The organism is Pseudomonas sp. SIMBA_041, from assembly GCF_046535095.1.
Classification (GTDB): Bacteria; Pseudomonadota; Gammaproteobacteria; order Pseudomonadales; family Pseudomonadaceae; genus Aquipseudomonas; species Aquipseudomonas mucoides.
The window spans coordinates 263,129-289,984 of sequence record NZ_JAWRXJ010000002.1 but is presented as its reverse complement, the minus strand read 5'-3'; the positions used below and the strand labels follow the sequence as shown (position 1 = coordinate 289,984).

Here is a 26,856-nt window from a genome sequence, read left to right as displayed (position 1 = left end):
CCAAAGCGCAGATCTGTGTAGCAGCTGCCTCGTGCCTCGGCAGCTGTTACAAGGGTTCAGTCAGCAAGAACGATGTAATCCTCACCCATCTCCTGCGCATACCGTTCCAGCACCTGCTGACACAACGCCACAATCTCCTCGACCCATTCAACACCCGTGCGCCACGACACCACCACCTGCAAATCCGGTGGTCGTTGACCGATGGGCAGCAGGGTCAGTTCCCCGCGCGCCAGCTCCTCGGCCACCAACACCGGCGGTAGCGCGCCAATGCCGAAACCATCGCGCAACAACCGGGTGATCGCCGACACCGAGTTCACGCAGTTCAGGCGTGGCGTCATCACGCCATTGGCCTGCATCAGGGCGAGCACCTCTTGATGCGGATGGGAGTTTTTCGAGTAGGTAATGATCCGCTCGCGCGCCAGATCGGCAATGCCGGAGTACTCGCGGTTGTAGAGAGAATTGCTCGCCGCAATCCAGCCCATGGGATGGCTGGCCAGCTCCAGGCTGCGCACGCTTTCCTGGCGCATCAGGTCGGTTTGCAGGATCAGGTCGAGAAACCCTTTTTGCAGCTGATCGCAGAGGTTGAGCGACGTATCGGCCACCAGTTCGATTTCCACCAACGGATAGAGGTCCGTCATCTGCGCCACCAGCGGGCTCAGCCAGGTGTGGATCACCGTGTCCATGACGCCGATCCGCACCCTTCCAACCTTGCTCGAACGGGTCTCGATCGACTGTTTGAGTGCCTGCATGGTGTCCATCATCTGCTCGGCATAGTCGAGCACTTTCAGGCCTTCGGGCGTCAGGCTGACGCCGCGTGAATCGCGCAAAAACAGTTTCACCCCCAGCTCGCTTTCGAGCACGGCGATGCGGCTGGATATCGAGGCCTGGGTGGTGAAGAGCTTGTCGGCGGTCAGGCGAAAACTCTTGAGTCGAGCGACCCAGACAAAGGTCTCGAGAAACTTCAGATTCATGGGATCAACTTTTTCTTATGCCTAAGCCCGGTTTTTATTAGTTGGACGCAGCAGGGCCACGGACCCAAAAATCGGCGCATCCGGTTCCCACGATAGGCGTCGTCGGGGCTCAGAACAATACCAATAAAAACTAGCGCGGAGATTTGCCATGAGTGCGCCCGACACGCTCGACATCCCCAAAACAACGGCCCGCCCGGGACCTTTCGACTGGTACCGCAACATCAATCAGCAGGAACGCCGCACCTTCTGGAGCTGCAAGATCGGCTATGGCCTGGACGGCATGGACACCCAGATGCTCAGTTTCGTGGTGCCGACCCTGATTGCCATGTGGGGCATCACCACCGGCGAAGCCGGGCTGATTCACACCAGCACCCTGATCGCCTCGGCCATTGGTGGTTGGGTAGCGGGGATACTTTCGGACCGCATCGGTCGCGTGCGCACCTTGCAACTGACGGTGCTGTGGTTCGCCTTCTTCACCTTCCTCTGCGGCTTCGCGCAAAACTACGAACAACTGCTGATCAGCCGCACCCTGATGGGCTTCGGTTTCGGCGGCGAATGGACCGCCGGTGCGGTGCTGATGGGTGAAGTGATTCGCGCCAAGGACCGTGGCAAAGCGGTGGGCATGGTGCAATCGGGCTGGGCGCTGGGGTGGGGGCTGACGGCGATTCTGTATGCGCTGCTGTTCTCGGTGTTGCCACCGGAAGACGCCTGGCGTGCGCTGTTCATTCTCGGCATCGTGCCGGCGATTTTTGTGATCTTCGTTCGTCGCCTGGTCAAGGACCCGGAAATCTACCGCGAGGCCAAGGCCAGACAGGAACCGAGCAACCCGGCGAAGTTCTACGAGATTTTTGCTCCTGGCATCCTCTTCACCACGATTCGCGCGTCGGTGCTGACCACCGGTGCATTGGGCGGTTACTACGCGATCACGTCATGGTTGCCGACGTTTTTGAAGAACGAACGGGGCTTGAGCGTACTCGGTACGGGCGGTTATCTGGCGATGGTGATCGTCGGTTCCTACGTCGGTTACGTCATCAGCGCGTATTTGACTGACATCCTCGGCCGCAAAAAGAACTTCATCCTGTTCGCTGTTGGCTCGTTCACCATCGTGCTGCTTTACACCCAACTGCCGGTCAGTAACGGCGTGATGCTCTGGCTGGGTTTCCCGCTGGGCTTCTTCGCTTCGGGGATCTTCAGTGGCATGGGCGCGTTTTTGACTGAGCTGTTTCCGACGCGGATTCGCGGCTCGGGCCAGGGGTTTTGCTACAACATTGGTCGGGCGCTGGCGGCACTGTTTCCGCTGCTGATCGGCTTGCTCAGCCAGAAGGTGCCATTGAGCGTCGGTATCGGGGCGTTTGCTGCGGTGTCTTACGGCGTAGTGATCCTCGCCGCGCTGAGCCTGCCGGAAACCCGTGGCAAACAACTGGATGCGCAGTAATCTGCCTACATCTGACAAGAACAATGCCTACAGGAGTGTTCACCGTGAACCGCCTGCTATTGAACTGCGACATCGGCGAGAGTTTCGGCAACTGGACCATGGGTCTGGACGCCGAGGTCATGCCCTTCATTGATTGCGCCAACATCGCCTGCGGTTTTCACGCGGGCGATCCAAGCATCATGCGCAAGACCGTCAGCCTGGCGCTGAGCAACGGCGTGCAGATCGGCGCGCACCCGGCCTATCAGGATCTGGTCGGTTTCGGCCGACGCTCCATGGCGTACACCGCCCAGGAACTCCAGGACATCCTGCACTACCAGATTGGCGCTCTCGACGGCATTTGTCGGGCCCAGGGCGGGCGTGTCAGCTACGTCAAACCCCACGGCGCGATGTACAACGACATGATGGCCAATCCGGCGCAATTGCGTGCGGTGCTGCAGGCCGTGGCGACGTACGACCGCAGCCTGCCACTGATGTTGATGGCCACCCGTGACAACAGCGCCGCGCAGCAACTGGGCGATGAATATGGCGTGACCTTGTGGTTCGAAGCCTTCGCCGACCGCGCCTACGACAGTGCGGGCATGCTGGTTTCGCGACAACTGCCGGGCGCAGTGCATCATGATCCCGAAAAAATCATCGGGCAGGCACTGACCATCGCCCGTGGCGACCACCTCACTGCCAGCGACGGCAGCGCATTGCATTTGCAGGCCAACACCCTGTGCGTGCACGGCGACAACGCCAGTTCGGTCGCCGCCGTGCGACGGATTCGCGAAGCCCTTGATCAGCAGAGCGCGCCATGAAACTGCGGGTAGAGGTGGTGGCGCTGGATTGCCTCATGGTGCGTCTGTTCGATGAGATCAGCGAGGCCAACATGCCGTGGATGCTGGCCGCCAGCGAAAATCTGCGGGCCGCGTTCGGCGAACATCTCATCGATCTGGTGCCGTCCTATACGACGTTGATGGTGCATTACGATTTGATCGCGCTGAACCCGGCTCAGGCTCGGGAATTGATCGCTCAAGCGTTGATTGATCTGTCGCCCAATACCCGCACTGGCGGTCAATGCCACGTGCTGCCGGTCTGGTATGACCTGAGTGTCGGCCCGGAGCTGAGCCTGTTGTCGCAGCGTAGCGGGTTGGCGGTGGAGGAGGTGATCCGTCGTCACAGCGGTCGCGAGTATCAGGTGTTTGCCTTGGGTTTTGCACCGGGTTTCGCGTTCATGGGACTGGTCGAGGAAGTGCTCGCCGCGCCACGCTTGAATACCCCGCGCAAAAAAGTCGCGGCCGGCAGCGTCGGCATTGCGGAGCGCCAGACCGCGGCCTATCCGGTGGTATCCCCTGGCGGCTGGAACCTGATCGGTCGCACCCCGAGCAAACTGTTCGACCGTGAACGCGACGGTTACAGCCTGATGCAACCCGGCGACACGGTGCGCTTTGAAGCCGTCAGCCATGCTGAATTCATCCGTCTGGGCGGTGACGACACGCCATTGGAGGCGCAGGCATGAGCCGCTTATCAATAGAGGCAAGTACACCGCTGTGCCTGTTGCAGGATGCCGGTCGTTTTGGCGTGCGGCATCTGGGCGTGACCCAGGGGGGCGGGCTGGATTGGCGTTCAATGTCCTGGGCCAACTGGCTGTTGGGCAATGACCTGAAGGCGCCGGTGATCGAAATTACCCTCGGCGGGTTCACCGTGGTGGCTGAAGAAGATTGCGTGCTGGCGCTTGCTGGGGCGGATCTGGGAGCTCAAATCGAGGGCCAGGCGCTGGCGCCATGGCGTAGTTTCCGGCTGCATAAAGGTCAGCGATTGCAATTCACTCAGCCGCTGCTCGGGGCTCGGGCTTATCTCGCGGCACCGGGCGGATTTGAGGCACCAAGTGTCCTGGGCAGCCGTTCGACCGTGGTCCGTGAGGAACTGGGCGGTCTGGATGGGCGGGGACGGGCGTTGGCCAAAGGTGCGCAATTGAGCTATGCCGGGAGTGCGTTGCTCCTGTTGCGGGCGTTACCGGCGGAACACCGACCGGACTTCTCCGATGATTCGCCGCTGGATCTGGTGCTGGGCGCACAGATTGGCGAATTCAGCGGGCAGAGTGCGTTCGACGCGTTCAACAGTGTGTGGACCCTCGACAGTCGCGCCGACCGGATGGGTATTCGCCTGCTGGGCACGGCGTTGCAGTATCAGGGAAAACCGATGATTTCCGAAGGCATCCCGCTCGGCGCAGTGCAGGTGCCACCGGACGGGCAGCCGATTGTGTTGCTCAATGATCGGCAGACCATTGGCGGCTATCCGCGACTGGGGGCGTTGACGCCGCTGGCGTTGGCGCGGCTGGCGCAGTGCTTGCCGGGGGCGAAGGTGCGGTTGCGGCCGGTGATGCAGGAGGTGGCGCATCGGGAGCAGATCCAATACCTGCATCGTTTCCTGAATAGCTAAAAGCATCGCGGGCAAGCCCGGCTCCCACAGGATTTTGGGGGTTCACATACTGTGTGAACGACCTCAGTCTTTGTGGGCGCCGGGCTTGCCCGCGATGGCGGCCTGAAGGGCAGCGAAGATTACTTGGAAAGAAACCGCATCCCTTCCTCCAACCCCCGAAGGGTCAGCGGATACATCTGGTCATCGATCAAGTCCCGCACAATATTGGTCGACGAGGTATAGCCCCACGTATCTTTCGGATACGGGTTAATCCAGATGAGTTTTTTGTACTTCTCCTTGAACCGCTGCATCCACACATAACCGGCTTCTTCGTTCCAGTGCTCGACGCTGCCGCCGGCCTGAGTGATCTCATACGGGGCCATGGCGGCGTCACCGATGAAGATCACTTTGTAGTCGGCGCCGTACTTGTGCAGCAAGTCCTGGGTCGAAGTGCGTTCGGAGGTGCGACGCATGTTGTTCTTCCACACCGATTCATAAATGAAGTTGTGGAAGTAGAAGTACTCCAGGTGCTTGAACTCGGTCTTGCAGGCCGAGAACAATTCCTCGCAAATCTTCACATGCGCGTCCATCGAACCGCCGATGTCGAACAGCAGCAACAACTTCACGGTATTGCGCCGCTCCGGCCGCATTTGAATATTCAGCAGCCCGGCATCTTTGGCGGTGTGGTCGATGGTGCCGTCGATGTCCAGCTCTTCCGCGGCACCCTGGCGGGCAAACTTGCGCAAGCGGCGCAGGGCCACCTTGATGTTGCGCGTGCCCAGTTCCACCGAGTCGTCGAGGTTCTTGTACTCGCGCTGATCCCAGACCTTGACCGCCTTGCCCTGACGCTTGCCGGCATCGCCGACCCGAATGCCTTCCGGGTTGAAGCCGCCAGAGCCAAACGGACTGGTGCCACCGGTGCCGATCCACTTGTTGCCACCGGCATGGCGTTCTTTCTGTTCTTCGAGGCGTTTCTTGAACTCTTCGATCAGTTTGTCCAGGCCGCCGAGCGACTGGATCGCCGCGCGTTCTTCGTCGGTCAGGGACCGTTCGAATTCCTTGCGCAACCAGTCTTCGGGAATCAGTGCCTGAAGGTGATCGTCGAGTTTTTCCAGGCCATTGAAGTAAGCCCCGAACGCTCGGTCGAACTTGTCGAAATGCTTTTCGTCCTTCACCAGAATCGCCCGGGACAAGTAATAGAACTCGTCCATGTCGGCGAAGGTCACGCGTTGTTTCAGCGCATTGATCAGGTCCAGCAGCTCACGCACCGAGACCGGCACCTTGGCGGCGCGCATTTCATTGAACAGGTTGAGCAGCATGGCATCAGCCTCTTAGCGGGTGCCGCGACGGCTCATGAACGCCAGGCGCTCAAGCAATTGCACGTCCTGTTCGTTCTTCACCAGCGCACCGGCCAGCGGCGGGATGGCCTTGGTCGGATCGCGCTCGCGCAGTACCGCTTCGCCGATGTTGTCGGCCATTAGCAGCTTGAGCCAGTCCACCAGTTCGGAGGTCGATGGCTTTTTCTTCAGGCCTGGTACTTTGCGCACGTCGAAGAACACGTCCAGCGCTTCGCTGACCAGGTCTTTCTTGATGTCCGGGTAGTGCACGTCGACGATCTTTTGCAGCGTGACGCGGTCCGGGAAGGCGATGTAGTGGAAAAAGCAGCGACGCAGGAACGCGTCCGGCAGCTCTTTCTCGTTGTTGGAGGTAATGATGATGATCGGGCGCTTCTTGGCCTTGATGGTCTCGTCGATCTCGTAAACGTAGAACTCCATCTTGTCGAGCTCTTGCAGCAAGTCGTTCGGGAACTCGATGTCGGCCTTGTCGATTTCGTCGATCAGCAGAATCACCCGTTCTTCGGATTCGAACGCTTCCCAGAGCTTGCCCTTTTTCAGGTAGTTGCGAACGTCGTGGACCTTTTCCGTGCCCAGTTGCGAGTCACGCAGGCGGCTGACCGCGTCGTACTCGTACAGGCCCTGATGCGCCTTGGTGGTGGACTTGATGTGCCAGGTGATCAGCTTGGCGCCGAAGGATTCTGCCAGTTGCTCGGCCAGCATGGTTTTACCCGTGCCCGGCTCGCCCTTGACCAGCAGCGGACGCTCCAGGGTAATGGCGGCGTTGACCGCCAGCTTCAGGTCATCGGTGGCGACGTAGGCCTGGGTGCCTTCGAACTTCATCTGCTAATCCTCGAACGGTGACGCCGACCTGAACGGGGCAGGGCGGGACGCAATAATGGTGATGCCCGACTATACCGCGCTGCCCGGTCGACTGTGAACGCAGACGACTTATTCAGTCTCTGAATGGGGCGTCACATCTTGACTCAGTCTTGGCGGCTTGCAGACTTAACCCGCCTCAGGCTTGGGCCGTTCATACCGGGCGTTGAACGCCTGGATGAAACCATTGCGCAAAATCTGCAAAAACGCCTGAAACGCGCTGATGTCCTGGCGATGCACGTTGCCGCTCAGTTCCACGCGGGTTGCGAACTGGTTTTTACCCTGGTTTTTCAGCACGGTTTCAGAGCCGCCGACGATGGCTTCCCAGATGGAGCGGAAAATCCCCTTGTCCTTGTTTTCCACGTCTTGCTGCCAATTGAACACGTCGACGTCCTTCAGCAACGGTTTGATGTAGCCCGTCAATTGGGCTTTTTTCGCTTGTGCTTCGATGACCACGTCGCCATGACCGGCATTGAAGTCGAATTTGCCGTAGGCCGAGGCGAAGTCGTTCATGCGTTTGAGTTCGATGTCCTTGGCACGCAGGCGGAATTCAAAGTCTTCAAAGTTGCTTAAAGGGTCGAAGGTTGCAGTGGTTTCCAGTGGCGCATGCCCAAGCAGCAGGGCCTTGCCTTCGAAGCGAGCGTCACGCTTGCCTTGTTTGTCGACCACATTGGTCAGGTTATAAATGCTGGCATTGACCTGCGTGGCGTTCATGTTCACCGGAGGTTTGGAATTGAAGTTGCGAAAACTGAGTTTGCCGTCATAGATCCGCACTTCGTCCAGGGTAAACGGGGCCAACTTACTCAGTTGCGAACGCCAGTCAGTGCCCTGACCGGTTTGCGAGTTTTGCTTATTGGCGCCGCCGTCGACGAAGTTCACCTCGGGATTGAAGAATTGCACCCGGGCCACCACCGCATGGTCGTACCACAGCGAATGCCAGCTGACGGAAAGGTCGATCAGCGGCGCATTGACGAACGGCACCGGCACCTTGCCGTCGACCTTGACGATTTTCAGCCCGTTGATTTTATAGGCGCCGCGCCACAGGGCCAGGTCCACATCGGTGACCTGGCCCCGGTAATCACCCATATTCGCCAGTTTGTCGTTCAGGTAATCGCGCACCATGTAGGGCAGGGCGATGTGCAGGGCTATCAGCAGCACAACGAGGCCGGCGAGGGTCCACAAGGGCCAGCTGTATCGACGCTTCATGATGGCAATTCTCTGGCGATGTAAAGCCATTGACTGCGCCTGCTTCAGGACGTTCGGTCGAACTGGACGACCACCGGCAACAGGCATACCTTTGTGGGCTTATTCAATGCTGTACAAGGACCCAGCCATGAGCCGTATTTTCGCTGACAACGCCCACTCCATCGGTAATACACCACTGGTGCAGATCAACCGCATCGCCCCGCGCGGCGTGACTATCCTGGCCAAGATCGAAGGGCGTAACCCCGGTTATTCGGTCAAGTGCCGGATCGGCGCGAACATGATCTGGGACGCCGAAAGCACCGGCAAACTCAAGCCTGGCATGACCATTGTCGAACCGACCTCGGGCAATACCGGGATCGGCCTGGCGTTTGTCGCCGCTGCCCGTGGTTACAAGCTGATGCTGACCATGCCGGCGTCCATGAGTATCGAACGCCGCAAAGTGCTCAAGGCGCTGGGCGCCGAACTGGTGTTGACCGAGCCGGCCAAGGGCATGAAAGGCGCAATTGAAAAAGCCGGTGAAATTGTTGCCAGCGACCCGGCCAAGTACTTCATGCCGGCGCAGTTCGATAATCCGGCCAACCCGGCCATCCACGAAAAAACCACGGGTCCGGAAATCTGGAACGATACCGATGGCGCCGTCGATGTGTTGGTGGCGGGTGTCGGAACAGGTGGAACCATTACTGGTGTTTCGCGGTATATCAAGAATACACAGGGCAAACCGATTATCTCGGTGGCCGTTGAGCCTGCGGGTTCTCCAGTGATCACCCAGGCCCTCGCCGGTGAAGAAATCAAGCCGAGCCCGCACAAGATCCAGGGCATCGGCGCCGGTTTTGTACCGAAGAACCTGGATTTGGCGATGGTTGATCGGGTCGAGTTGGTCACAGACGACGAGTCCAAGGCCATGGCCCTGCGCTTGATGCAGGAAGAAGGGATTTTGTGCGGTATTTCGTGTGGTGCAGCCATGGCCGTCGCGGTACGCCTGGCGGAAACCCCGGAAATGCAGGGCAAGACCATCGTGGTGATTCTGCCGGACTCCGGCGAGCGCTACCTGTCGAGCATGCTGTTCAGTGATCTGTTTACCGAACAGGAGAATCAGCAATAAGCGCGTCAATGGACTGAGTGTTCATTGACGAGGGACGGGGCTGAATTCAGGTCAGCCCCCGTTCAGGAACCCTATGTTAAGAAGTGCTTTGTTGCGCATTCCTTAATACTGAATGTTGTATCAGGCGGGTTTTTCCCGAGGTCGGTAATGTTTATCATGGCCGACTGCCACGTCGGGTGAATGGCGTTGTGCGTGAGCCTAAATCTCAAGGAGTCGTTGATGAGTTTTTCCTTTGCCGCGAAAGCGTCGGTGTTGTTGCTGTTTCTGGGCAGCACCCTCTATGTCCATTTGCGCGGCAAGGCGCGATTGCCGGTGTTACGGCAATTCGTCAATCACTCGGCACTGTTTGCGCCCTACAACGCCTTGATGTACCTGTTCTCTGGTGTACCGTCCAAACCGTATCTGGATCGCAGCAAGTTTCCGGAACTGGACGTGCTCAAAGACAACTGGGAAGTTATCCGCGACGAAGCCATGCACCTGTTCGATGAGGGTTATATTCGCGCGGCTGAAAAGAACAACGACGCCGGTTTCGGTTCGTTCTTCAAGAAAGGCTGGAAGCGTTTTTACCTCAAGTGGTACGACAAGGCTCTGCCCTCGGCAGAAGCCCTGTGCCCAAAGACCGTGGAACTGGTCAACAGCATTCCCAACGTAAAGGGTGCCATGTTTGCGTTACTGCCAGGTGACAGCCACCTCAATCCGCACCGTGATCCGTTTGCCGGTTCCTTGCGCTATCACCTGGGGCTGTCGACCCCCAACTCCGATGATTGCCGCATCTTCGTTGACGGCCAGGTCTACGCCTGGCGCGATGGCGAAGACGTGATGTTCGATGAGACCTATGTGCACTGGGTCAAGAACGAAACCGGGACAACCCGGGTGATTCTGTTCTGCGACATTGAGCGTCCGCTGAGTAATCGCCTCATGACTGGCATCAATCGCTGGGTCAGCGGTTGGCTCGGCCGCGCCACAGCCCCTCAAAACCTTGATGATGAACGCGTGGGCGGGATCAACCGGGCGTATGCCTGGAGCAAGAACTCCAGTGATAAGGTCAGTGGAGTGGTTAAACAGTGGAAACGTCGTCATCCCAAGGCCTACCGCGTACTGCGGCCGGTGTTGGCGGTGCTGGTGCTGACGTTATTGGGGTATTGGCTGTTTGGCTGAGGCCTGACAAGAACTGAAAAACCGCTCCTTGGAGCGGTTTTTTTCGCCGTTTTCAAGGGCGCCCGGCGAGCAGGCTCTCAGAGTAGGCCTCCTTTCTTTGGCTGTCGTTACCGGCCCTTTTTCCAAGTGATTGCAATCGATGTCTATCGCTGGTTATAGTCGGCGCACGGTGATTTCAACCCACCGTCCACTTCATCAAAAAAGATCAGCCCAATGCCTGCATTCCACATCAACGCGGTAGTCGATTCAGCGGTCAACGCTGGCGTCTTGCCGTGCGGGAATCAGCAGCCTGCGCAGATCAGTCATTACCCCCCACCTGTCCGTAGCACGCCGGTGTACGCCGTCGTATCACCGCCGGGCGTTGGCATTTCGGGCTGATCAGCTTCTTTTTGCTGTTGCCCTTTGCCCGCCAGAAAAAACTACTGAATTTCAGCTTCGGCTGAGTTGGCTTTTGCCTGACTACAGGTGGCATTCATGTTTGTCCTTTCGAAACAATCCGCGCTCGCGGCGGCGTCCACGAGCCTGTTCGTCCTGCTGTGGAGCAGCGGGGCGATCTTCTCCAAATGGGGCCTGGCGCATGCGTCACCCTTTGCTTTTCTGCTGGTGCGCTTCGCCATCGCCTTGTGCGGTCTGGTGCTGCTGGTGCCTTTGCTCAAGCTGAAGTTGCCCAAGGGCGGCAAGCCGATGTTGTATGCGATGGCCACGGGCGTGGTGTTGCTGGGGGCTTATCAGATTTTCTATCTGCTGGCCCTGGACCTGAAAGTCACCCCGGGCGTCATGGCGACGATCATGGGCGTGCAACCGATTCTGACCGTGGTGCTGATGGAACGTCAGCGCTCCCTCAGCCGGATGTTCGGTCTGGGGCTGGGTCTGGCGGGATTGATCATGGTGGTGTATCAGGGCATCGGCCTGGCCGGCATGTCGATGGCCGGGATGCTCTTCGGATTGCTGGCGCTGGCGAGCATGACGTTCGGCTCGATCATGCAGAAACGCATCACCGACAATCCCCTCGGCACACTGCCGGTGCAATACCTCGCCGGGCTGTTGCTGTGCGGGATCTTCGTGCCGTTCCAGCCGTTTCATTTTGAACACAGCACGGGCTTTATCGTGCCGGTGTTGTGGATGGGACTGGTGGTGTCGGTGCTGGCGACGTTGCTGCTGTACCGCTTGATCGCCCGGGGCAATCTGGTGAATGTCACCAGTCTGTTTTACCTGGTGCCGGCGGTGACGGCAGTGATGGACTACCTGATTTTCGGCAACCGACTGGCGATGTTGAGCATGCTCGGCATGCTGTTGATCATCGTCGGCCTGGTGTTTGTGTTCCGTAAAAGCCGTTGACCCTGACGCGGCCTTCGTGATTGACGAAGGCCGCGTTTTTTAGGGCTGGCATTGCAGGCGCACGCGCTCGTAGTTCAGGGCTTTGTTGCGCTCAGGCAATGCGTAGGGCGCCAGGCAGTGTTTGTCAGCCCATTTGATGGTGAGGGTGGCCGAGTCCTCTTCCACCAGCGCCAGGGCTTTACCGCTCGGGTCGGAAATGGCCAGTTGTTTACCGGCGGCATCTTCTAACGCGGCGCCAAATGGAATGGCCTTGTTCTGCGCGTCAAACAGCTCGAACTGCACCCGTCGCCCGGTCTTGCCGACATAGCGGGCCAGCACCACGGCACCCCGTCTTGGTACGACTTGCTGGGTTGCATTATCGATCTCGATGTCCGCACCCAGATCCCGGGTATCCAGGCTGATCCAGTTCACCCGATAGGGCTGGGTGTTGGGGACCACGGCAAAGCCATTGGCGCCGGTTTTAGCGCCGCTGTAGCTACCGATTTTGGCCCCGGAGACACCCGGCACTTCGGCCAGGGCAAAGGTTTCGCCCACAGTCTGCCCCAGATTGACGCCTCCCGCGTGGCCTACCACGGAACCTGCAAGGTTGAGATTTTGCGAGGTGTAGCCGCGTCCCTGACTGTAGCCGGCGCTGACATCCGCCACCGAGGTGCGGGTGCTGATGTTGGCCGAGGCCGAGCTGCCACCGGTGCTGCTGTTGCCACCTTGCAGTGAGTAATAGGTGTCGCTGGTTTCCGACAGGTAACCGTTGATACCGACTTGAGTGCTATCGCTGTTCTTCTGCGTGCTGGCCGAGACAAAGGCCCTGGGAGCGCGGGGCTTGGAACCCAGCGGGAACGACAGGGACAGGTTGATCAACGTGTCATTGTTTGACGGTCCGAAATCACCGACATCCTTGGTATAGGTCGCGCCAACGTTGTAGCTGACCTCACCCCAGTAGTTGCTGTAGCCGGTGGACAAACTCTGGGAACCGCCGCGTCCCCAGTAGCGCTGGTCGCTGGCGTTCAGGTAAACGCTGCCATATTGCTGGTTGCGCCCCAGGCTCTGGTTGATGGTCAGGTCCGTACGGGTTTTCGAGTTGCCGGTGGTTTTTTTGCCATCGGCGTTGAGTTCCTCAACGTGGTTGGTCAGGGTCCGGTAGCCCTCGGTCGAATAGCGATAGGCGGCCAGGGTGAAGTTGGTGTCGGTGCCGGTAAAGGTCTTGGCATACAACGCGCGCAGACTATTTCCCTGGACTGACTGGCCCAGCGTACGGCTGGAGGAGTGCGTCAGGTCAACGGACACCGCGCCGATCGAGGTGTTGCGACCCGCACCGACTGACAGCGCCTTGAAGTTCTCCGAGGCCTGGACACCGACGATCCCGGTGAGGTTGCTGTTGATGCCATAGGCCAGGGTACTGCTGACAAACTGCGGCGACGCCAGGCCATCGCTGTTGCTGTTGTACTTGCCCGCCGAGACGCTGTACTTCACCTGACCTTCGCGGACCATGATCGGCAAGCTGGAAAACGCCTGCATCGTGACCCGTCGACGGCCATCGGCTTCGATGATGGTCACTTGCAGGTCGCCGTTGGAGCCGCTGGGATAGATATCGCTGATTTCAAACGGACCCGGCGGTACGTTGGCGGTATACAGGATGTAATCGTTTTGACGGATCTCCACCGTGGCGCTGGTTTCTGCCACGCCGCGAATGATCGGTGCATAGCCGCGCTCACTGTCGGCGCGCATGCCTTCGTCGGAGGCCAGTTTCAGGCCGCGATAACGCACACTGTCGAACAGGTCGGTGTCGGAGAAAATATCGCCGGCACTGAATTGGCCTTTCAACGCGGTCACGTCATGTTGCACGTAGCTGCGGTTGCTCTTGAACGTGTTGGGCCGGCCAGTACTGCTGCTGAAGTTCGATTCATTGCGCAGCCGCCAGGCGCCCAGATTGAGGCCGTTACGCAGACCCAGGTTGTTGGAGAACGTGGTGGCGTAGTCCGTGCTGTTACGGTTGCTGCTCAACTGATAGTTGATAAAGGCCGCCGAGACGCCGCTATCCCATAAGGCAGGGTCGACGTAACCACGCATGCCCCGCTGCATGGCGATTTGCGGCACGCTCGCTAACAGGCGCAGGCGGCTGACGTCATAGCGCAAAGTGGCCTTGTCGATCAGCGACGGCAAGTCATAGCAGGCTTGCGGCTCATTTGGGTTGAGTGTGCCGGCCGCTTCCAGCTTGTTCATGTCGATGCCCAGTTGCTGCAACATGTCCAGGGTCAGGCAGGCTTCGACCTTGGCGTTTTTCGGGTTGCGTTGGAAGTCGATATCACGGCGGCCCACCAGCACGTCGTTGCTGTAGAGGTCGACCCGGTAGTTACCCGGCAGCACGCTGTTGGCGGACAACAGCAACTGCAGGTCCACCGACGACTGGGCGCCTTGCAGAAACGAGGTATTGAACTGTTCGAGTTGATCCTGTTCGAGCGCGGTCGGCATCGTTTCAGTAGCACCCGCTAAAGACGGAAGACCAAACACTATCGCTATCGACAGTGCGTTAAGTTTTGACGGGCTCAACCGTGTGGAAGTGTTGGATAGTCGCGCGCAGTGATTTACGCCATGGTCGGATCTGCTGCTCGTGAGTAAAGTCATACAAAGAACCTATATCACCCCCCCATACGAACGACTAAACGGAGCGAAGAAAAATACGGGAATAGACGATTGATGTTTAATCAGACGTATTAATTTGAGTTTTTTGTCAGGCTGGCCTTGGCCGGATTGCTGTTGGAAAGTTGAGCGGTGTAACGATCCTGTGCGCCGTAGTCGTTGATATTCATGAATGACACAGTTGGCGTGCTGGAGCTGTTGAACTGTTTGATCGCGAATTCTTTTTGTTCGCCAGGGGCGATCATCATTGAATCAATGGGTTGTTCCACTGATTGTCCTGATAGAAGTTTTATATCCGCCATGGAAACGTGGAACAGGCCCGGATTGTTAACCGTCAAGACGGTTTTGCCGGCTCGATCCACCAATCGCCATAACAGTTCTGTTGGCGCCAGATAAGCGTTTGCGTTCAACCCTGAAGGGCGAAAGAACACCTTGATACGCTGGCGAACCGCGAGCTGCAGGGTGTTTTGTGTTTTGGCCGCTTGAGGGATTTCCTGGACATTGAGCCAGACCACCGACTCCTTATCGTCAGGCATGCCGGTGCCCTCATAGATCACCCGTAACAATTGCTGCTCTTTACCTGCGACCCGCGCCAGTGGAGGGGTCACGGCGAAAGGCACCGAGGTTGCGTCGGAGGCGTCGCTGTCGACCCATGACTGGATCAACACGTCTTCACCGCTGTTGCGCACGGTGATGCCGGCTTCCTTGTGCTTACTGTCAAAGACCAGACGGGTAGCGCTCAACGAAATACCGGCGTCGGCCTGGCTGGCCATGAGCACGCCGAGGATACCCAGGCAAAAGGAAAGGGAGTGACGACGAAACATGATGATTACCGCTTGATATCAAAAGAGATGGCGAGGCCCACAGGCCCCGCACATAGTCGGATCCGGCCCTGCGATTATTCGTATTGCAGGGTGAACGGCAGGGTGGCATCACCGCGACCGGCGACGGCGGTGCCCGCTGCGCCCGTAGTGACATAAGCGGCCGAGAACTTCAGCGAGGTGTTGCCGTCTTGCAGGTTGTTCTCGATTTTGGCGGTTGCGGGCGAACTCAGATCGATCAGCGCGCCATCAGCGTTGAGCAGTGCAATACCGATGTTTTTTGCAGCACCCAGGCCGTCAATCAGCTTCAGTACCCCGGTGCCATCGACGAGGCCCGAACCGGCACCTTTCTTGGCTTCAAAGATCATCGACACTTTGGTGCCCGCATTGCAGCTGATCTTCATGTCAAAGTTTTCGGCGCTCAGTTTGCCATTGCCCTTCGGAGCGGTAGCGGTGCCCATGTCTTTGATCGACACTTCGCCCATTGGCACGGAAATAGTCTTGTTCAGGTCGGAACCTTGAACGGAACATGCATCGTTGTTAATGATGCCGGAGAAGTTGATGGTACCGCTGCCGGCTTTGGTGACTACCGGGTCCGCTGCGAAAGCGTTGCCAGTGGCTGCCAACATGGACAGTGTCATAAGTGCCAGGGAAAGCTTTTTCATTCTGATTTCCATACGTGTGTTTTAAAAGTGCTGCATCAAGGTGCAGCCACACGATAGAGAAGCGGCCAGGATGAAAGAATCAGACGATTCTTAGAAGTGCTCTGTGGCGCGAGATGAAGTGGAGTATTTCAGGCAGTATGGGTGCTGAGGGTGAACGTGGTATTACCTGAGATAAGCCACGTTTGATCAAGGTTTTTAACGTGGATATGGTTAGTTGAAAAGTTTGCGCTCAATGCAATAAGCCAGTAAGTCCTGGTCGCTGTTAACTTCCAGCTTGCGCATCGCCGATACTTTTTGCGCACTAATGGTTTTAGCACTTCTATTCTGGCCGCGAGCGATATCGCTGACACTTTGCCCGGACACGAACAGCCGCAGTATTTCGTGCTCTTTGGGCGACAACCTGGCGAAACGTTCGTCCAGGGCGCTGGTAGATTCCATCACCGAGGTGGGTTCCGGCCTGGCACTTTGGAACGGATTACCCCTGGCGACAGCCTTGAGCGCAACCTGGATTTCGTTGTGCAGTTGGTTTTTCTGAATGACTCCGACCACGCCCAGTTCATGCAGCCGGGTCAGGATCAAAGGGTTGGAGATCATGGTCAGCACCAGGATGTGCACCGCCGGGAAATGCCGTTTCAGATACTCCACCAGCTTGAGGCCATCGCCGTAGGGCGAATCTGCGGGCATATTGAAGTCGGTAATGACCAGGTCGACAGGCTGGCGCTCAAGCTGGTTGATCAGCTCGTTGGAACAGACCGCTTCACCCACCACACGAAAGCGTTCATCACGTTCTATCAGCTCACGTACCCCGAGCAGCACGATGGGGTGATCGTCAGCGATGACAACGTTTAGTTTTTCCATGACCGGTTATCCATAGTGTGTCGTTGGAGAGACAAGTTAAGGTTACTCAAGGGCATTCAGTAAAGCCGTCAGCCGTTCCAGTTTTTGCCTGACCTCCAGCGCCAGGGCTGGCGTGACCGTCAACCCCATCAACCGGCACTCCAGTTCGGCGAAGGCAATCGCCATGGCACCGGCCTGCACAGCACCCAATGCACCGGCCATGCTGTGCAGTTGTCGCGCAACGGCACTGGCATCGCCACGGTCCAGTGCTGCAAGCGTGGTCTGCTTGTCTTGTTGCATGGTGCTGATAAACAGCTCACGCATTTTAGGTGATAGCTGAACCTGGTCAGTGACGCTCTCAGGCGCAAGGCTGTCATCGGCGACGATGGCTTGCACGGGCACGGCTATCTTGCAGTGCTTCAATAATTGCGTGCGCAAGGTATGCAGGTTCATGGGTTTGACGATCCAGGCGTTCATGCCCATGGCGGCGCAGCGTTCACCTTCCTCGCGCAGGGCGTTGGCGGTCACCCCGATAATGGGCAAATCCGGATCACGATGACGCAGCTCCCTGGCCAATTCATAGCCATTGATGACTGGCATGTTGACGTCGGTCAGCACCAGATCGAACAGTCCGGGCAGCCACTGCGCAAGTGCCTGTTCGCCATTGGCGGCGACCATGACCGAGCAGCCCAGCGCTTCCAGTTGTTCCTTGATGATCGCCTGATTGATGGGGTTGTCTTCGGCGACCAGAATATGCAGATCAAGGTTGCGGTTTTTCTCGGGTAAGGACGGGTGGTTTTGAGCGCTGGCGCCTTGCTGGGCAAAGCTGACGGCCCAGGCCATTGCACGGATGTCATGGGCGTCGACTTCCCAGCCATTGGCCGAGTACTCAGGCGGGTTACGGCCTCCTGCCGTGGCGATAATCCGTGGACCGGGCCAAGGCACTTCGTTTCCCGACGGCAACATATCCACCAGCAGCGCCGAAGGCTGCATTTGTTTCGTATCGGCGTTCACCAACCTGGCCTCTACACCCAGGCGGTTGAGCCAGGCGCAGAGATGTTGCGCCAACTCCTGCGCAGGCGCCCGGACATAAACAGCCGGCGCTCCTGGTTCGAATTCAGGGCAGTCGGCCAGTTCCCCCGGCGAGCACTCAAGCGCCAATTGCAGAGAAAAGCTGCTGCCCAGGCCCGGTTCGCTGACCACTTTCAACTGGCCGGCCATCAGCTCACACAGCCACCGGCAAATCGCCAGACCCAACCCCGCACCGGCTTCGCTGGAAGCATCTCGAACCTGATAAAACGGGTCGAACAGCTGCGTCTGCTGGGCCTGGGAAATACCAATGCCCGAATCGCTGACCTGCCATTCCAGACTGGTCTTCCCGGCGCTTTTCTCCAGCACCCGAACCCGCAACACGACTCGTCCGTAGTCGGTGAACTTGATGGCGTTGCTCAGCAGATTGTTGAGAATCTGCCGGATGCGCAGGGGATCACCGCGGACCCGGTCAGGCAGCGCCGCATCAATGCAGGCATAGAGTTGCAACCCCTTGGTTTGGGCGAAAGCGCTGTAGGTGCGCAGAGTGTCTTCGGTCAGTTCCAGCGGGCAAAAGTCCTGGGCTTCGATGGTCATCTGCCCGGATTCGATCTTCGACACATCCAGCACATCGCTGATCAACTGAAACAAGGTGGCGGAGGAGCGTTGGATAGTCTGCAGGTAGGCCTGTTGACGCGGCTCGAGTGCGGTCAATCCCAGCAGTTCCAAAGTGCCCAATACTCCGTACAGCGGTGTGCGGATCTCATGGCTCATGGTCGCCAGAAACCGGGTCTTGGCTTTGTTGGCCGAGTCGGCCGCCCGGCGTGCTTCTTCCAGCGCTGCGGCGTCTTCGATATGCCGGGTGACATCATGGAAGGCGCAGAGCCAGGCGTCCTGACCTTGATAGCGGGTGGAAATGAAATCGACGTGCAAGTGGCGGCCGTCGATCTCCAGATCAGCCTGTCCGGGCTCGTTGAGGTCATGCTGCTGGCTGAGGGCGCTGAACAGTTGAGTGGTGTCTTGCCATTGCTGGGCACGCTGGTTTTCCAGCAACACTTTATGATCGCTGCGGCGCATCACGCATAGGCCGGTGGGCGCCGTGTCGATGACGGCGCGGCTGAAAGCCTCGCTTTCGGCGATGCTTTCGTGAGCTCGATGGGCTGGAAGTATCACCCGGTTTTTGTACCAGCGATTGAAGGCCCAACCGCAACCCAGCCCCGCCAGCACTAACGCCAACAGGCTGAGCAAGGGCCACAAGGCGTAATTCAGAAAGCTCTTTAAACTGATGACGTAGATGGCCGTCCAGTGCTGCTCGCCCGGACTCGATACTTTGAACACCAGGCCTTCACGGTTGAAGTTCAACCCTTCATTCAAGACAGACTCAGGCTTGAGGGAACCGACCAACGCTGCGCCGGACGGCGCGATCAGGGTGAAATGGTCATAGATCGACCACTGCATGATCCGCTCGATGTTGTTGACCTGAGACAGGTTCAACAGTGAGGCGACCACCACCCAGTGGCTGGCCCCTTGAATGTTCAACCGCTCCTCTGGCAGGTCAATATTGACGTAGGCGAGGATGGTGGGAGGCGCAGTGGTATCGAACGCAGCGCTGTATTGTTCCCAGTGAACCTGGCTGTCCAGCGGCGTCGGATTTTTGTCGTGCAAGCGCTGCAGAACCTGCTTCACCACCTCGACGAACTCGCCGCCCTGTATCTGCCCTGCGCCACGCAGTCGCCCGGCGGCGGGCACACTGATGTCGAAGTTATCCGGGACGTTGAACAGTAAAACCTGCGGTGATTGATAGTGCGATGCGGACCAGAAGGCGCTGTAGTAATTGGCCAAATGCGCGCCCAAGGCAAAGACTTTGGGCCGTTGGCTGGCGTCGATCCTGGCCGGGCTGACTTTCACACTGAACGGCAAGGAAAACGAGAACTCCTGACCTTGATAAATATCAGGCCCCTCGTCGGGCAGAGAGCTTTGCAGAAACAGCGGTGAGCTCTGCGAGTCCAGTAGTTCGCCTCTGACACTTTGTCTGGATAGAGCGTTGAGGAAGGCCTCGTGTTCGTGGATATTCTCCATCAGCCTGGCAAAGTGAAACCTCACGGTGTCGCGCTGCTCTTCGATCATGCGCTGCACGCCCCAGTAGCTGATGCCAATCAACAGCAACACGACCGCGCAGAGCACAATCAGCCCCCGGTTCAGGCGCAGGGAACTGCTGGCCAGCTTTTCAAAAAAGGCGTTGGGATGATTCATTGCGCAGCGACGCAGGAGGTGAGCCGAAAGCGGTTATGCACAGAGACCTCTGAAGCAAGAGACGTTCAAAAGCACGTTTCTGCGGGTCAATACGTGCTTGCCGGACCATCATGGGTCAGCAACTGCTGGAACTGATCCGAAGACACGGCGTGAGAAATCAGGAACCCCTGGACCTGAGTGCAGTCGATTTTACGCAACAGAGCAAGTTCTTGCGCGGTTTCGACACCTTCGGCCACCACGGTCAAACCCAATTGCCGCCCAAGGGCGACAATGCTGGTCAAGGCCTGCGCCAGTTCCTCGTTGTCGTTACAGCCCTGGACCAGCGCCCGGTCAATCTTCAGTTCGGTAAACGGTGTCGATACCAGGTTCATGTAAGAGCTGTAGCCCTTGCCGAAATCATCTTGCGACAGACCGAAGCCCATGATTCGCAAACGGCAGGCGCCCGCGTAGAAATTGCTGATGTCCTGCGGCACCGAGCATTCCATCAGTTCGAAGCAAATCCTCCCCGGGACACCCTTATGCTTAAGGACAAACTCGAGAAGGCGGTCAGCCAGGTCATGACTGTTGAGCAGGTGCGTAGGCAAGTTGATCGACACCGGAATGTCATAGCCCTGCTGGAGCCATTGGGCCTGGGCGTTGATGGCGTGTTCCAGTACTTTCCACAACAGGTGTTCTTCCAGATCGAACGCCTTGAGCGCTGGCAGGAACATCCCCGGGAGCAGCATTCCGTGCTCGGGGTGCATCCATCGCACCAGGGCTTCGGCCGCGACAATGCGACCATTGGCCAAGGCTTTCTTGGGTTGAAACCAGGCCTGCAGTTCACCATTGTCCAGGGCTTCAAGGATCGTCTGACGGTCAATGCCCGGCGCGGGCGAGGGCAGGGCGGCATGCCGCAGTCCCATGAGCTGATCGGTCAGGCTGCGCAGGGCGGTAGCCCTCACGGGTTTGGAAATCAGCCCGATAACCTTCACCCCCAGATTGCGGGCTACCAGACTTGCACCCATCAACATGCGCCGCGAGGTGGCGCTCATGATCGCCAGTGCGGGCCGGGACTGTAAGCCCGCCAGGCCCTGGATGAACTGCACGCCATCCATGCCGGGCATCAGCAGATCGGTGAGTACCAGGTCGAAATCACGCTTTTTCAAACGGCTGAGGGCCTCCTCGCCGTCTCGCGCGCACTCCAGATGAAAGTCTCCCAGTTCGCTGAACAAGTGCTGCAAATACAGGTGCTGGAAGGGATGGTCTTCGACAATCAAAATGCTACACGGCTTCATGGGCTGCTCTTTCATAAGGCGCCAGGTAATTGAACAAGGCCCGCAACGTAAAAGGCTTGATCAGGCAGTGATTCATTCCTGCCGCCAGGCACAATGCTTCTTCACCGCGCATGGCGTTGGCGGTAGCCCCGATGATCGGTGTTGTACAACCGTGTCGGCGCAGTTCCCGAGCCAGTTCGTAGCCATTGAGTCCAGGCATGTTCACGTCGCTCAGGACGATGTCGAACTGTTCGCTGCGCCAGATCGCCAGCGCTTCTTCGCCGTTGGACGCCAGTCTGACGGTGCAGCCGAGCTCTTCGAGTTGATCGCAGAGGATCAACTGATTGATGACGTTGTCTTCGACGACCAGGATATGCAGGTGCAGCTTTTCCAGTTCTCGTTGCTCGCCGTGCTCCGGTGGCTTGACCACCTGTAGGCCTTGAGCCTGGCTGACGGCCTGATGAATGTCGTGCAGGTGGTTGAGGTTGACCTTCCAGCCGCCGGACATGATCTGCGGCTCGTTGCAGCCATCGCCGGTGGCCAGCACCAGCGGGCCGGCCCACTCGGGCACCAGACGCTGGTCGAGAATGCCCGGGTGCAGTTCGATCAACACGTTTTGCGAGGTGAGGTCCAGGCGTGACGGACGGCCGATGTGCGGACGGGCCCCCCAGCGGCGCAACCAGCCACTGATGACCTCGGCCAGCTCGCGTATCGGCGAGACCACGTAGACGACCTCCGGCAGCAGCCCCGTCATGGCGATCGGCACTGAACCGGTTGAGGGCTCCTCAAGTGGCAGGGTCAGGGAAAAACTGCTGCCCAGCCCGAGTTCGCTGACCATGTGGATGCTGCCGTTCATCAAGTGGGTCAGGCGCTGGCAGATCGGCAGGCCAAGACCGGTGCCGGCCACCACATTGGTGTTGCCTTCGGTTTGGTAGAAAGGCTCGAAAATGAACGGTTGATCGACCTGGGCGATGCCTTTGCCCGTGTCCGAGACTTGCCATTGCAGGCTGGCGCGCTCGCCTTCGCGGCTCAGCAACTTGAGCCGCAGCACAACCCGCCCTGAGTCGGTGAACTTGACGGCGTTGTTCAGCAGGTTATTGAGAATCTGGCGGATTCGGCTGACGTCACCGATCACCCGATCCGGCACTTGCGGGTCCAGGCAGGCGTAGAGTTGCAAATCCTTGTTCCGCGCCGCAGCGGCATACCCCTGGATCACCTCCTGCACCAGCTCCAGGGCTGAAAACTCGCTCAACTCAAGGGCCAGTTGTCCGGCTTCGATCTTCGACACGTCGAGTACATCGCAAATCAGTTGCAGCAAGGTCGCCGAGGAACTTTCGATCGCGCGCAGGTAATCCTTTTGCTGGACGTCCAGACGGGTGCGCGCCAGCAGTTCGAGGGTGCCCAGTACGCCATACAGGGGCGTGCGAATTTCATGGCTCATGGTGGCCAGAAACAGGGTCTTGGCTTCATTGGCGGTGTCGGCCATCTGCCGCGCCTGTTCCAGCGCCTCTTCGATCTGGGTGCGCGCGCTGATGTCGCTGAAGGCGCAGAGCAAGACGTCTTCGCCCTTATAGCGTGTCGGCGCGCAGCTCAGGTAAAGGTACCGGCCATCGGCGGTTTCAAAGTAATCGGTGAGGATCGGCTCGGCCGTATCGAAGGCGCGGCGGATCCAGTCAGGGCACAGCTGTTCCCGCTCACCGCCCTGTCCCAGCCACTGCTGGGACAGGGTATTTTTCAGCACCACCTGGCCGTCGGTGCGGCGTAACACGCACAGGGCCACGGGGGCGGTCTGGATCACATCGCGGCTGAACAGCTCGCTTTCGACCAACGCCTGAATACGGTGGATCGCCGGAGTGATGAAACGGTGCTCCATGCGGCGGATCAGCAGCCACACCAGGCTGATGCTGAACAGGCAGAACAGCAACGCCCCGCCCAGCTGTGGCCACAACGCGGACAGCACCGCGCGCAGATCAATGGAGTACACCAGTTGCCAATCCGAAGATTTCAATTGCTTGCGGATCACCAAATGGTCGGGTAGCCAGCCTTGGCCGACAAACCCGAAGAAGTCCTGACGCTGAAGCTGCAACAGGTTTTGACTCAACTGCGCCGTGTGGCTGTTGGTGAACAACAGCATGCCCTGGGAGTTGAACATCATGAACTCGCCCACGCTATGGTCGTTCAACGCGCTGGAGACTTCCTGGCCATCCATTTCCAGACCCAGCCAGCCGGAGTTCACATCGCGCTCATCCAGGCGAAGGAAAATGTAGAGCTGTGAATGCCTGTCTGATTGATGGGTCAGCCACAGCTCCTCAAGCGCTGGCGCGTTGTCGCGTTTAAGGGTTTCCAACTGGCTCAACATGGCCTCGGGAAACGCCCCCACTACCGGCGTTGTGGTGTACAGGCGCGCCAAATGAGCGTTGGCACCGCTGCTGACGTAAATCAAATTGACCTGTTTGGCTTTCAGGTAGTCGCGCATGCGCTGGGTCAGCCAGATGCTCCACTGCTTGCCGGGAACATTGCCCAGCAGCAGGTAAATCTCTTCTTCGGATACCGGCGGCTCAACCCCGGATTTGCGCGTGGCTGACAGGCTAAGGCTTTCCAGCAGGGCTTCACGGGTGGTGAAAAAGGTATGGGCTTCGGCAATAGCGCTGCTCATGTAGCCGCGGCGTTGGGAGATTTCATTGTTGAACGTGAACAACAGGAAGTTATAGACGCCGCCCAGGATGCCGATCAGCAACACCAGGGCAAAAATGCGCAGCAAGCGTCGGGCGCCATTGGGAGTGGAAAGGACCGGGTTGATCTGATGCAGGTATGTCTTCAATCTCATGCGAGCACTTTAGGCAGGCATGAGAGCGACAGATATAAGACGATCCTTAATTGATTACAGATAACTCATGATGAACGTCACGGCGGTGTTTGCGGTGCCAGCTTGAAGTGTGCCTTCAGCCAGGCGGTAGTAGGCCGCAGACAAGGGGATCTTGAAGTCAGTGCCGGTGGTATTGAAACCATTGAACGGATACACGGTGTCCAGGGCGATAGGTTGCCCGGCATCGTTCATCAATTGCAGGCCGATACCTTTGGCCGTCGATTCGGCATTCAGTGTCACGATGCCCTTTGTCGAGTCGATGACCATGGTCGTCGCCTTGAGCTGATAGTTCACCTTCTTGATGCCGCGCTGGCACTGGTTCAAGGCGATGTTGAATTTGATCACCCGAGGGGTGTCGCCGCTTTTGTCGAACTCATGGAGGCGATAATCGTCGCCCATTTGAACCGACACTGCGGGGGTCTGGCAGGAGGCGGTATTCAGATGAATTGGATTGGCCAGGTTGAACTTGATAAACATCAGCTCATCGGCCTTGAATTGCCCCAATTCGCCGGCGGCGATCACGTTCTGCGATGGCAGTTCGGCGGACTTGAGAATTTGAAGCGTGTAAGTGCCACCTAGGGTTGTATAAAAACCTTTGCCCATGGAAAAGGCCTCCCGCATATATGGGATATCCGGATTAGGTGACTTAATACGGAATGACAGCCCGGTCTTGCCCAAGGGGTAAGTAATGATGTCGGAAGGTACGCCGAGCGCAGGATTCATAAACATTCCGTAGCGAAGCGTCGATGTGCACTTAAAGATAAACTCTTCTTTTTGAAGGCTGTCCTCGTAAATAACTGTACCTATGGGGGCGTCTTGGGGGATCACCAAGCTGTCAGCGGTCAAACTGGCCCCGAAATTCAGGGTGGCGGGAGTGGCAGAAGCGGGAGTAAGAGCGCAATTTGCAGCCATTGCACTTGGGCCGTATGTACACGCCATCACACAAGCGATGTTCAGAACAGTGCGCAATCGACTCTGTTTGTTTGAAATATTCATGTTGGTAGCAGCGCATAGTGATAAAGAAACCCGCACCTTAGCGACCGTGAAAAGCTACGAACATCAGGCGTTTCTTAGTTTGTCAGCTGCAGTGTGCTAACGGATGCGTCGGTCAGTGCCGGGTACATTGGCAATCAATGCGCCCTGAGACGCCGTTGGCAGCTTCAAGAAATAAACATCAGACATTCCTTAAAAAGCTCAAGATCCCAGCCAGACTTGTCGATGCAGTCCTTACAACCCTAAGGAGCGTCAACATGAACGGTAAGCGTTTGTCGGTCGGTATCAGCCTGTTCTTTGCGTTGAGCGGTGCGTGCCTGGCCGCTACCCCGCTAGGCCAGGGTGTCATCCAGTTTCACGGCAGTATTGTCGAGTCAGGTTGTACCTCCCGCGTGGGGGCGAGTTCGACGTTCGAGTTCAACGGTTGTCCGACCAGGGTAGATGGCGACTCGGTCAGTGTGCGCAGCGTCGAGCCAATTCGCTCGGTCAGTGCGCTCGATCATTCCCGTGTGGATGTGAGGCTGGTCGCGGACGGGAGCAAGGACGGGCGTTACTACGATCAGCAATACGCCTTGGTCGACGCGGCCGGCAAACCGGTGAACTCAGGGGCTTACCTGATTACGCTGACTTTGCCTTGAGGTGAGGTGCACGCAAGCACTGGCGGCGCATTGTGTGTCGATGCGCCGCTGCCTATTGATTATTGCTCTACCAGTTCAGGCGCCTTCACCGCCGCAGGTTTCAACACCAGCCACAACGCCCCTGCAATCAACATCCCGCCATACAGATGCGCCATCGACAGCGGTTCATCGAGAAACAGCGCGCCCCACAACACGCCGAACGGCGGAATCATGAAGGTCACGGTCATCGACTTGACCGGGCCGATCGAGCTGAGCAAGCGGAAATACAGGATGTAGGCGAACGCCGTGCAGCCCAGGCCCAAGCCCAGCAGCGACAACCAGACGCTCCAGCCACCCCAGCTAACCGGCGGCTGAGTGATGACGCTGTAGCCGAACAACGGCAATAGAAACAGCGTTGCACCGAGCATGCTGCCCAGTGCCGAGAGACGGCTGTCAAGGCCGCCTTGATGGTCGAGCCAGCGTCGCGCCAGGAACCCGGCGAAACCGTAGCAAGTGGTTGCCAGCAGGCAGGCCAGTGCGCCGATCAGCAGTTCCATGTCGAAGGCCACGGGACCGGCGCGGGTCAGGATGGCGACGCCAAACAAGCCGAGGGCAACCCCGACAATCTTCGATACGGTGAGTTTTTCGCTGAAGAACAGGCCGCCGATCAACACGCCCATCAGTGGGGTGGTGGCGTTGAAAATCGCCGAGTAGCCGGCCGGCAGCACTTGAGCGGCCACCGAGTACAGGGTCGCTGGAATGCCGGAGTTGATCACTCCGAGCAGCAGCACGGTTTTGAACTTGCCACGGAAGTCCCAACTGACCCGCATCAGCGCCAGAATCACCAGCAACCCGGTGGCGGCGATCGAAACGCGGAAAAAAGCGGTGGGGATTGTGCCAATCACTGGGGCGATGATGCGCATGAACAGAAAGCTCGCCCCCCAAATGGCGGCAAGTGACAACATACGCAGAATATCGACGGGGTTCACGGCTCGTTCCTTCATTTATCAGGGCGCAAGTGTCGCTGTCGGGGCAGTCCATGGCAATGGTTGCGTTGCGTAA

Annotated in this window: 22 protein-coding genes; 9 read left to right on the top strand and 13 right to left on the bottom strand. The window is 58.2% G+C overall.

Going from position 1 to position 26,856, the window contains the following annotated elements; translation table 11 throughout:
* Positions 1-56: 56 nt before the first annotated feature.
* Entirely contained in the window at positions 57-971 is a 915-nt protein-coding gene (locus tag SB725_RS05010) for a LysR family transcriptional regulator (protein WP_059181435.1), read from the bottom strand.
* Between the two features lie 148 nt (positions 972-1,119).
* Here SB725_RS05010 and SB725_RS05005 point away from each other — a divergent pair, with 148 nt between their 5' ends.
* Genes SB725_RS05005 through SB725_RS04990 form a run of 4 tightly spaced genes read left to right on the top strand, consistent with a single transcriptional unit; the run spans position 1,120 to position 4,827 of the window.
* Positions 1,120-2,406 (top strand): MFS transporter, encoded by a 1,287-nt coding sequence (locus tag SB725_RS05005; RefSeq protein ID WP_027925862.1) that lies wholly within the window; start codon positions 1,120-1,122, stop codon positions 2,404-2,406.
* 44 nt (positions 2,407-2,450) lie between these two features.
* The gene (locus SB725_RS05000; RefSeq protein WP_027925861.1) at positions 2,451-3,203 is read left to right on the top strand and encodes a 5-oxoprolinase subunit PxpA; all 753 of its coding nucleotides are present in this window, start codon (positions 2,451-2,453) and stop codon (positions 3,201-3,203) included.
* The gene (locus SB725_RS04995) at positions 3,200-3,904 is read left to right on the top strand and encodes a 5-oxoprolinase subunit B family protein (RefSeq protein ID WP_027925860.1); all 705 of its coding nucleotides are present in this window, start codon (positions 3,200-3,202) and stop codon (positions 3,902-3,904) included. Before SB725_RS05000 ends, SB725_RS04995 begins: the two co-directional genes overlap by 4 nt.
* Positions 3,901-4,827 (top strand): biotin-dependent carboxyltransferase family protein, encoded by a 927-nt coding sequence (locus SB725_RS04990; protein ID WP_059181433.1) that lies wholly within the window; start codon positions 3,901-3,903, stop codon positions 4,825-4,827. The genes SB725_RS04995 and SB725_RS04990 overlap by 4 nt, the downstream gene beginning before the upstream one ends.
* A gap of 119 nt (positions 4,828-4,946) precedes the next feature.
* Here SB725_RS04990 and SB725_RS04985 read toward each other — a convergent pair whose 3' ends face one another.
* The 3 genes from SB725_RS04985 to SB725_RS04975 form a co-directional block, all read right to left on the bottom strand.
* The gene (locus SB725_RS04985) at positions 4,947-6,125 is read right to left on the bottom strand and encodes a vWA domain-containing protein (protein ID WP_027925858.1); all 1,179 of its coding nucleotides are present in this window, start codon (positions 6,123-6,125) and stop codon (positions 4,947-4,949) included.
* A 12-nt stretch (positions 6,126-6,137) separates the two neighbouring features.
* Entirely contained in the window at positions 6,138-6,983 is an 846-nt protein-coding gene (locus SB725_RS04980; RefSeq protein WP_008035065.1) for an AAA family ATPase, read from the bottom strand.
* Between the two features lie 165 nt (positions 6,984-7,148).
* Positions 7,149-8,225 (bottom strand): DUF748 domain-containing protein, encoded by a 1,077-nt coding sequence (locus SB725_RS04975; RefSeq protein WP_027925857.1) that lies wholly within the window; start codon positions 8,223-8,225, stop codon positions 7,149-7,151.
* Positions 8,226-8,352: 127 nt separating this feature from the next.
* On the opposite strand from SB725_RS04975, the gene cysK reads away from it, so the two are divergent.
* From cysK to SB725_RS04955, 4 genes are all read left to right on the top strand, one after another.
* Positions 8,353-9,327, top strand: coding sequence for a cysteine synthase A (gene cysK, locus SB725_RS04970; RefSeq protein WP_059181432.1), 975 nt, complete (start codon positions 8,353-8,355; stop codon positions 9,325-9,327).
* A 219-nt stretch (positions 9,328-9,546) separates the two neighbouring features.
* The gene (locus SB725_RS04965) at positions 9,547-10,485 is read left to right on the top strand and encodes an aspartyl/asparaginyl beta-hydroxylase domain-containing protein (protein ID WP_027925855.1); all 939 of its coding nucleotides are present in this window, start codon (positions 9,547-9,549) and stop codon (positions 10,483-10,485) included.
* Positions 10,486-10,698: 213 nt separating this feature from the next.
* Positions 10,699-10,863: a hypothetical protein gene (locus tag SB725_RS04960; protein WP_194939856.1), complete on the top strand. Its 165-nt coding sequence runs from the start codon at positions 10,699-10,701 to the stop codon at positions 10,861-10,863.
* Between the two features lie 96 nt (positions 10,864-10,959).
* A complete protein-coding gene (locus SB725_RS04955) occupies positions 10,960-11,823 on the top strand; it encodes a DMT family transporter (protein ID WP_059181431.1) in 864 nt (287 codons plus the stop codon).
* 39 nt (positions 11,824-11,862) lie between these two features.
* Here SB725_RS04955 and SB725_RS04950 read toward each other — a convergent pair whose 3' ends face one another.
* The 8 genes from SB725_RS04950 to SB725_RS04915 all read right to left on the bottom strand — a co-directional run bounded on the left by SB725_RS04950 (position 11,863) and on the right by SB725_RS04915 (position 25,180).
* Positions 11,863-14,292 (bottom strand): fimbria/pilus outer membrane usher protein, encoded by a 2,430-nt coding sequence (locus SB725_RS04950; protein ID WP_059181430.1) that lies wholly within the window; start codon positions 14,290-14,292, stop codon positions 11,863-11,865.
* Positions 14,293-14,534: 242 nt separating this feature from the next.
* Positions 14,535-15,284, bottom strand: coding sequence for a molecular chaperone (locus SB725_RS04945; protein WP_410921391.1), 750 nt, complete (start codon positions 15,282-15,284; stop codon positions 14,535-14,537).
* A gap of 74 nt (positions 15,285-15,358) precedes the next feature.
* On the bottom strand, positions 15,359-15,946 hold the full coding sequence (locus SB725_RS04940; protein WP_059181428.1) for a fimbrial protein: 588 nt from the start codon (positions 15,944-15,946) through the stop codon (positions 15,359-15,361).
* 210 nt (positions 15,947-16,156) lie between these two features.
* Positions 16,157-16,804, bottom strand: coding sequence for a response regulator (locus tag SB725_RS04935; RefSeq protein ID WP_059181427.1), 648 nt, complete (start codon positions 16,802-16,804; stop codon positions 16,157-16,159).
* Between the two features lie 42 nt (positions 16,805-16,846).
* Complete coding sequence (locus SB725_RS04930) at positions 16,847-20,065, bottom strand: response regulator (protein WP_410921390.1); 3,219 nt, start codon at positions 20,063-20,065, stop codon at positions 16,847-16,849.
* An 86-nt stretch (positions 20,066-20,151) separates the two neighbouring features.
* The gene (locus SB725_RS04925; RefSeq protein ID WP_059181425.1) at positions 20,152-21,339 is read right to left on the bottom strand and encodes an EAL domain-containing protein; all 1,188 of its coding nucleotides are present in this window, start codon (positions 21,337-21,339) and stop codon (positions 20,152-20,154) included.
* Positions 21,326-24,145, bottom strand: a complete 2,820-nt coding sequence (locus SB725_RS04920; protein WP_410921389.1) for a response regulator — start codon at positions 24,143-24,145, stop codon at positions 21,326-21,328. Before SB725_RS04920 ends, SB725_RS04925 begins: the two co-directional genes overlap by 14 nt.
* Before the next feature lie 54 nt (positions 24,146-24,199).
* Positions 24,200-25,180 carry a fimbrial protein gene (locus SB725_RS04915; protein WP_410921388.1) on the bottom strand — a complete coding sequence of 327 codons (981 nt, stop codon included), beginning with the start codon at positions 25,178-25,180 and terminating at the stop codon, positions 24,200-24,202.
* A 254-nt stretch (positions 25,181-25,434) separates the two neighbouring features.
* Here SB725_RS04915 and SB725_RS04910 point away from each other — a divergent pair, with 254 nt between their 5' ends.
* Positions 25,435-25,815 (top strand): type 1 fimbrial protein, encoded by a 381-nt coding sequence (locus tag SB725_RS04910; RefSeq protein ID WP_059181422.1) that lies wholly within the window; start codon positions 25,435-25,437, stop codon positions 25,813-25,815.
* A 59-nt stretch (positions 25,816-25,874) separates the two neighbouring features.
* Here the strand turns inward: SB725_RS04910 and SB725_RS04905 are convergent, their stop codons facing one another.
* Positions 25,875-26,783 (bottom strand): DMT family transporter, encoded by a 909-nt coding sequence (locus SB725_RS04905; protein WP_410921387.1) that lies wholly within the window; start codon positions 26,781-26,783, stop codon positions 25,875-25,877.
* Positions 26,784-26,856 lie beyond the last annotated feature (73 nt).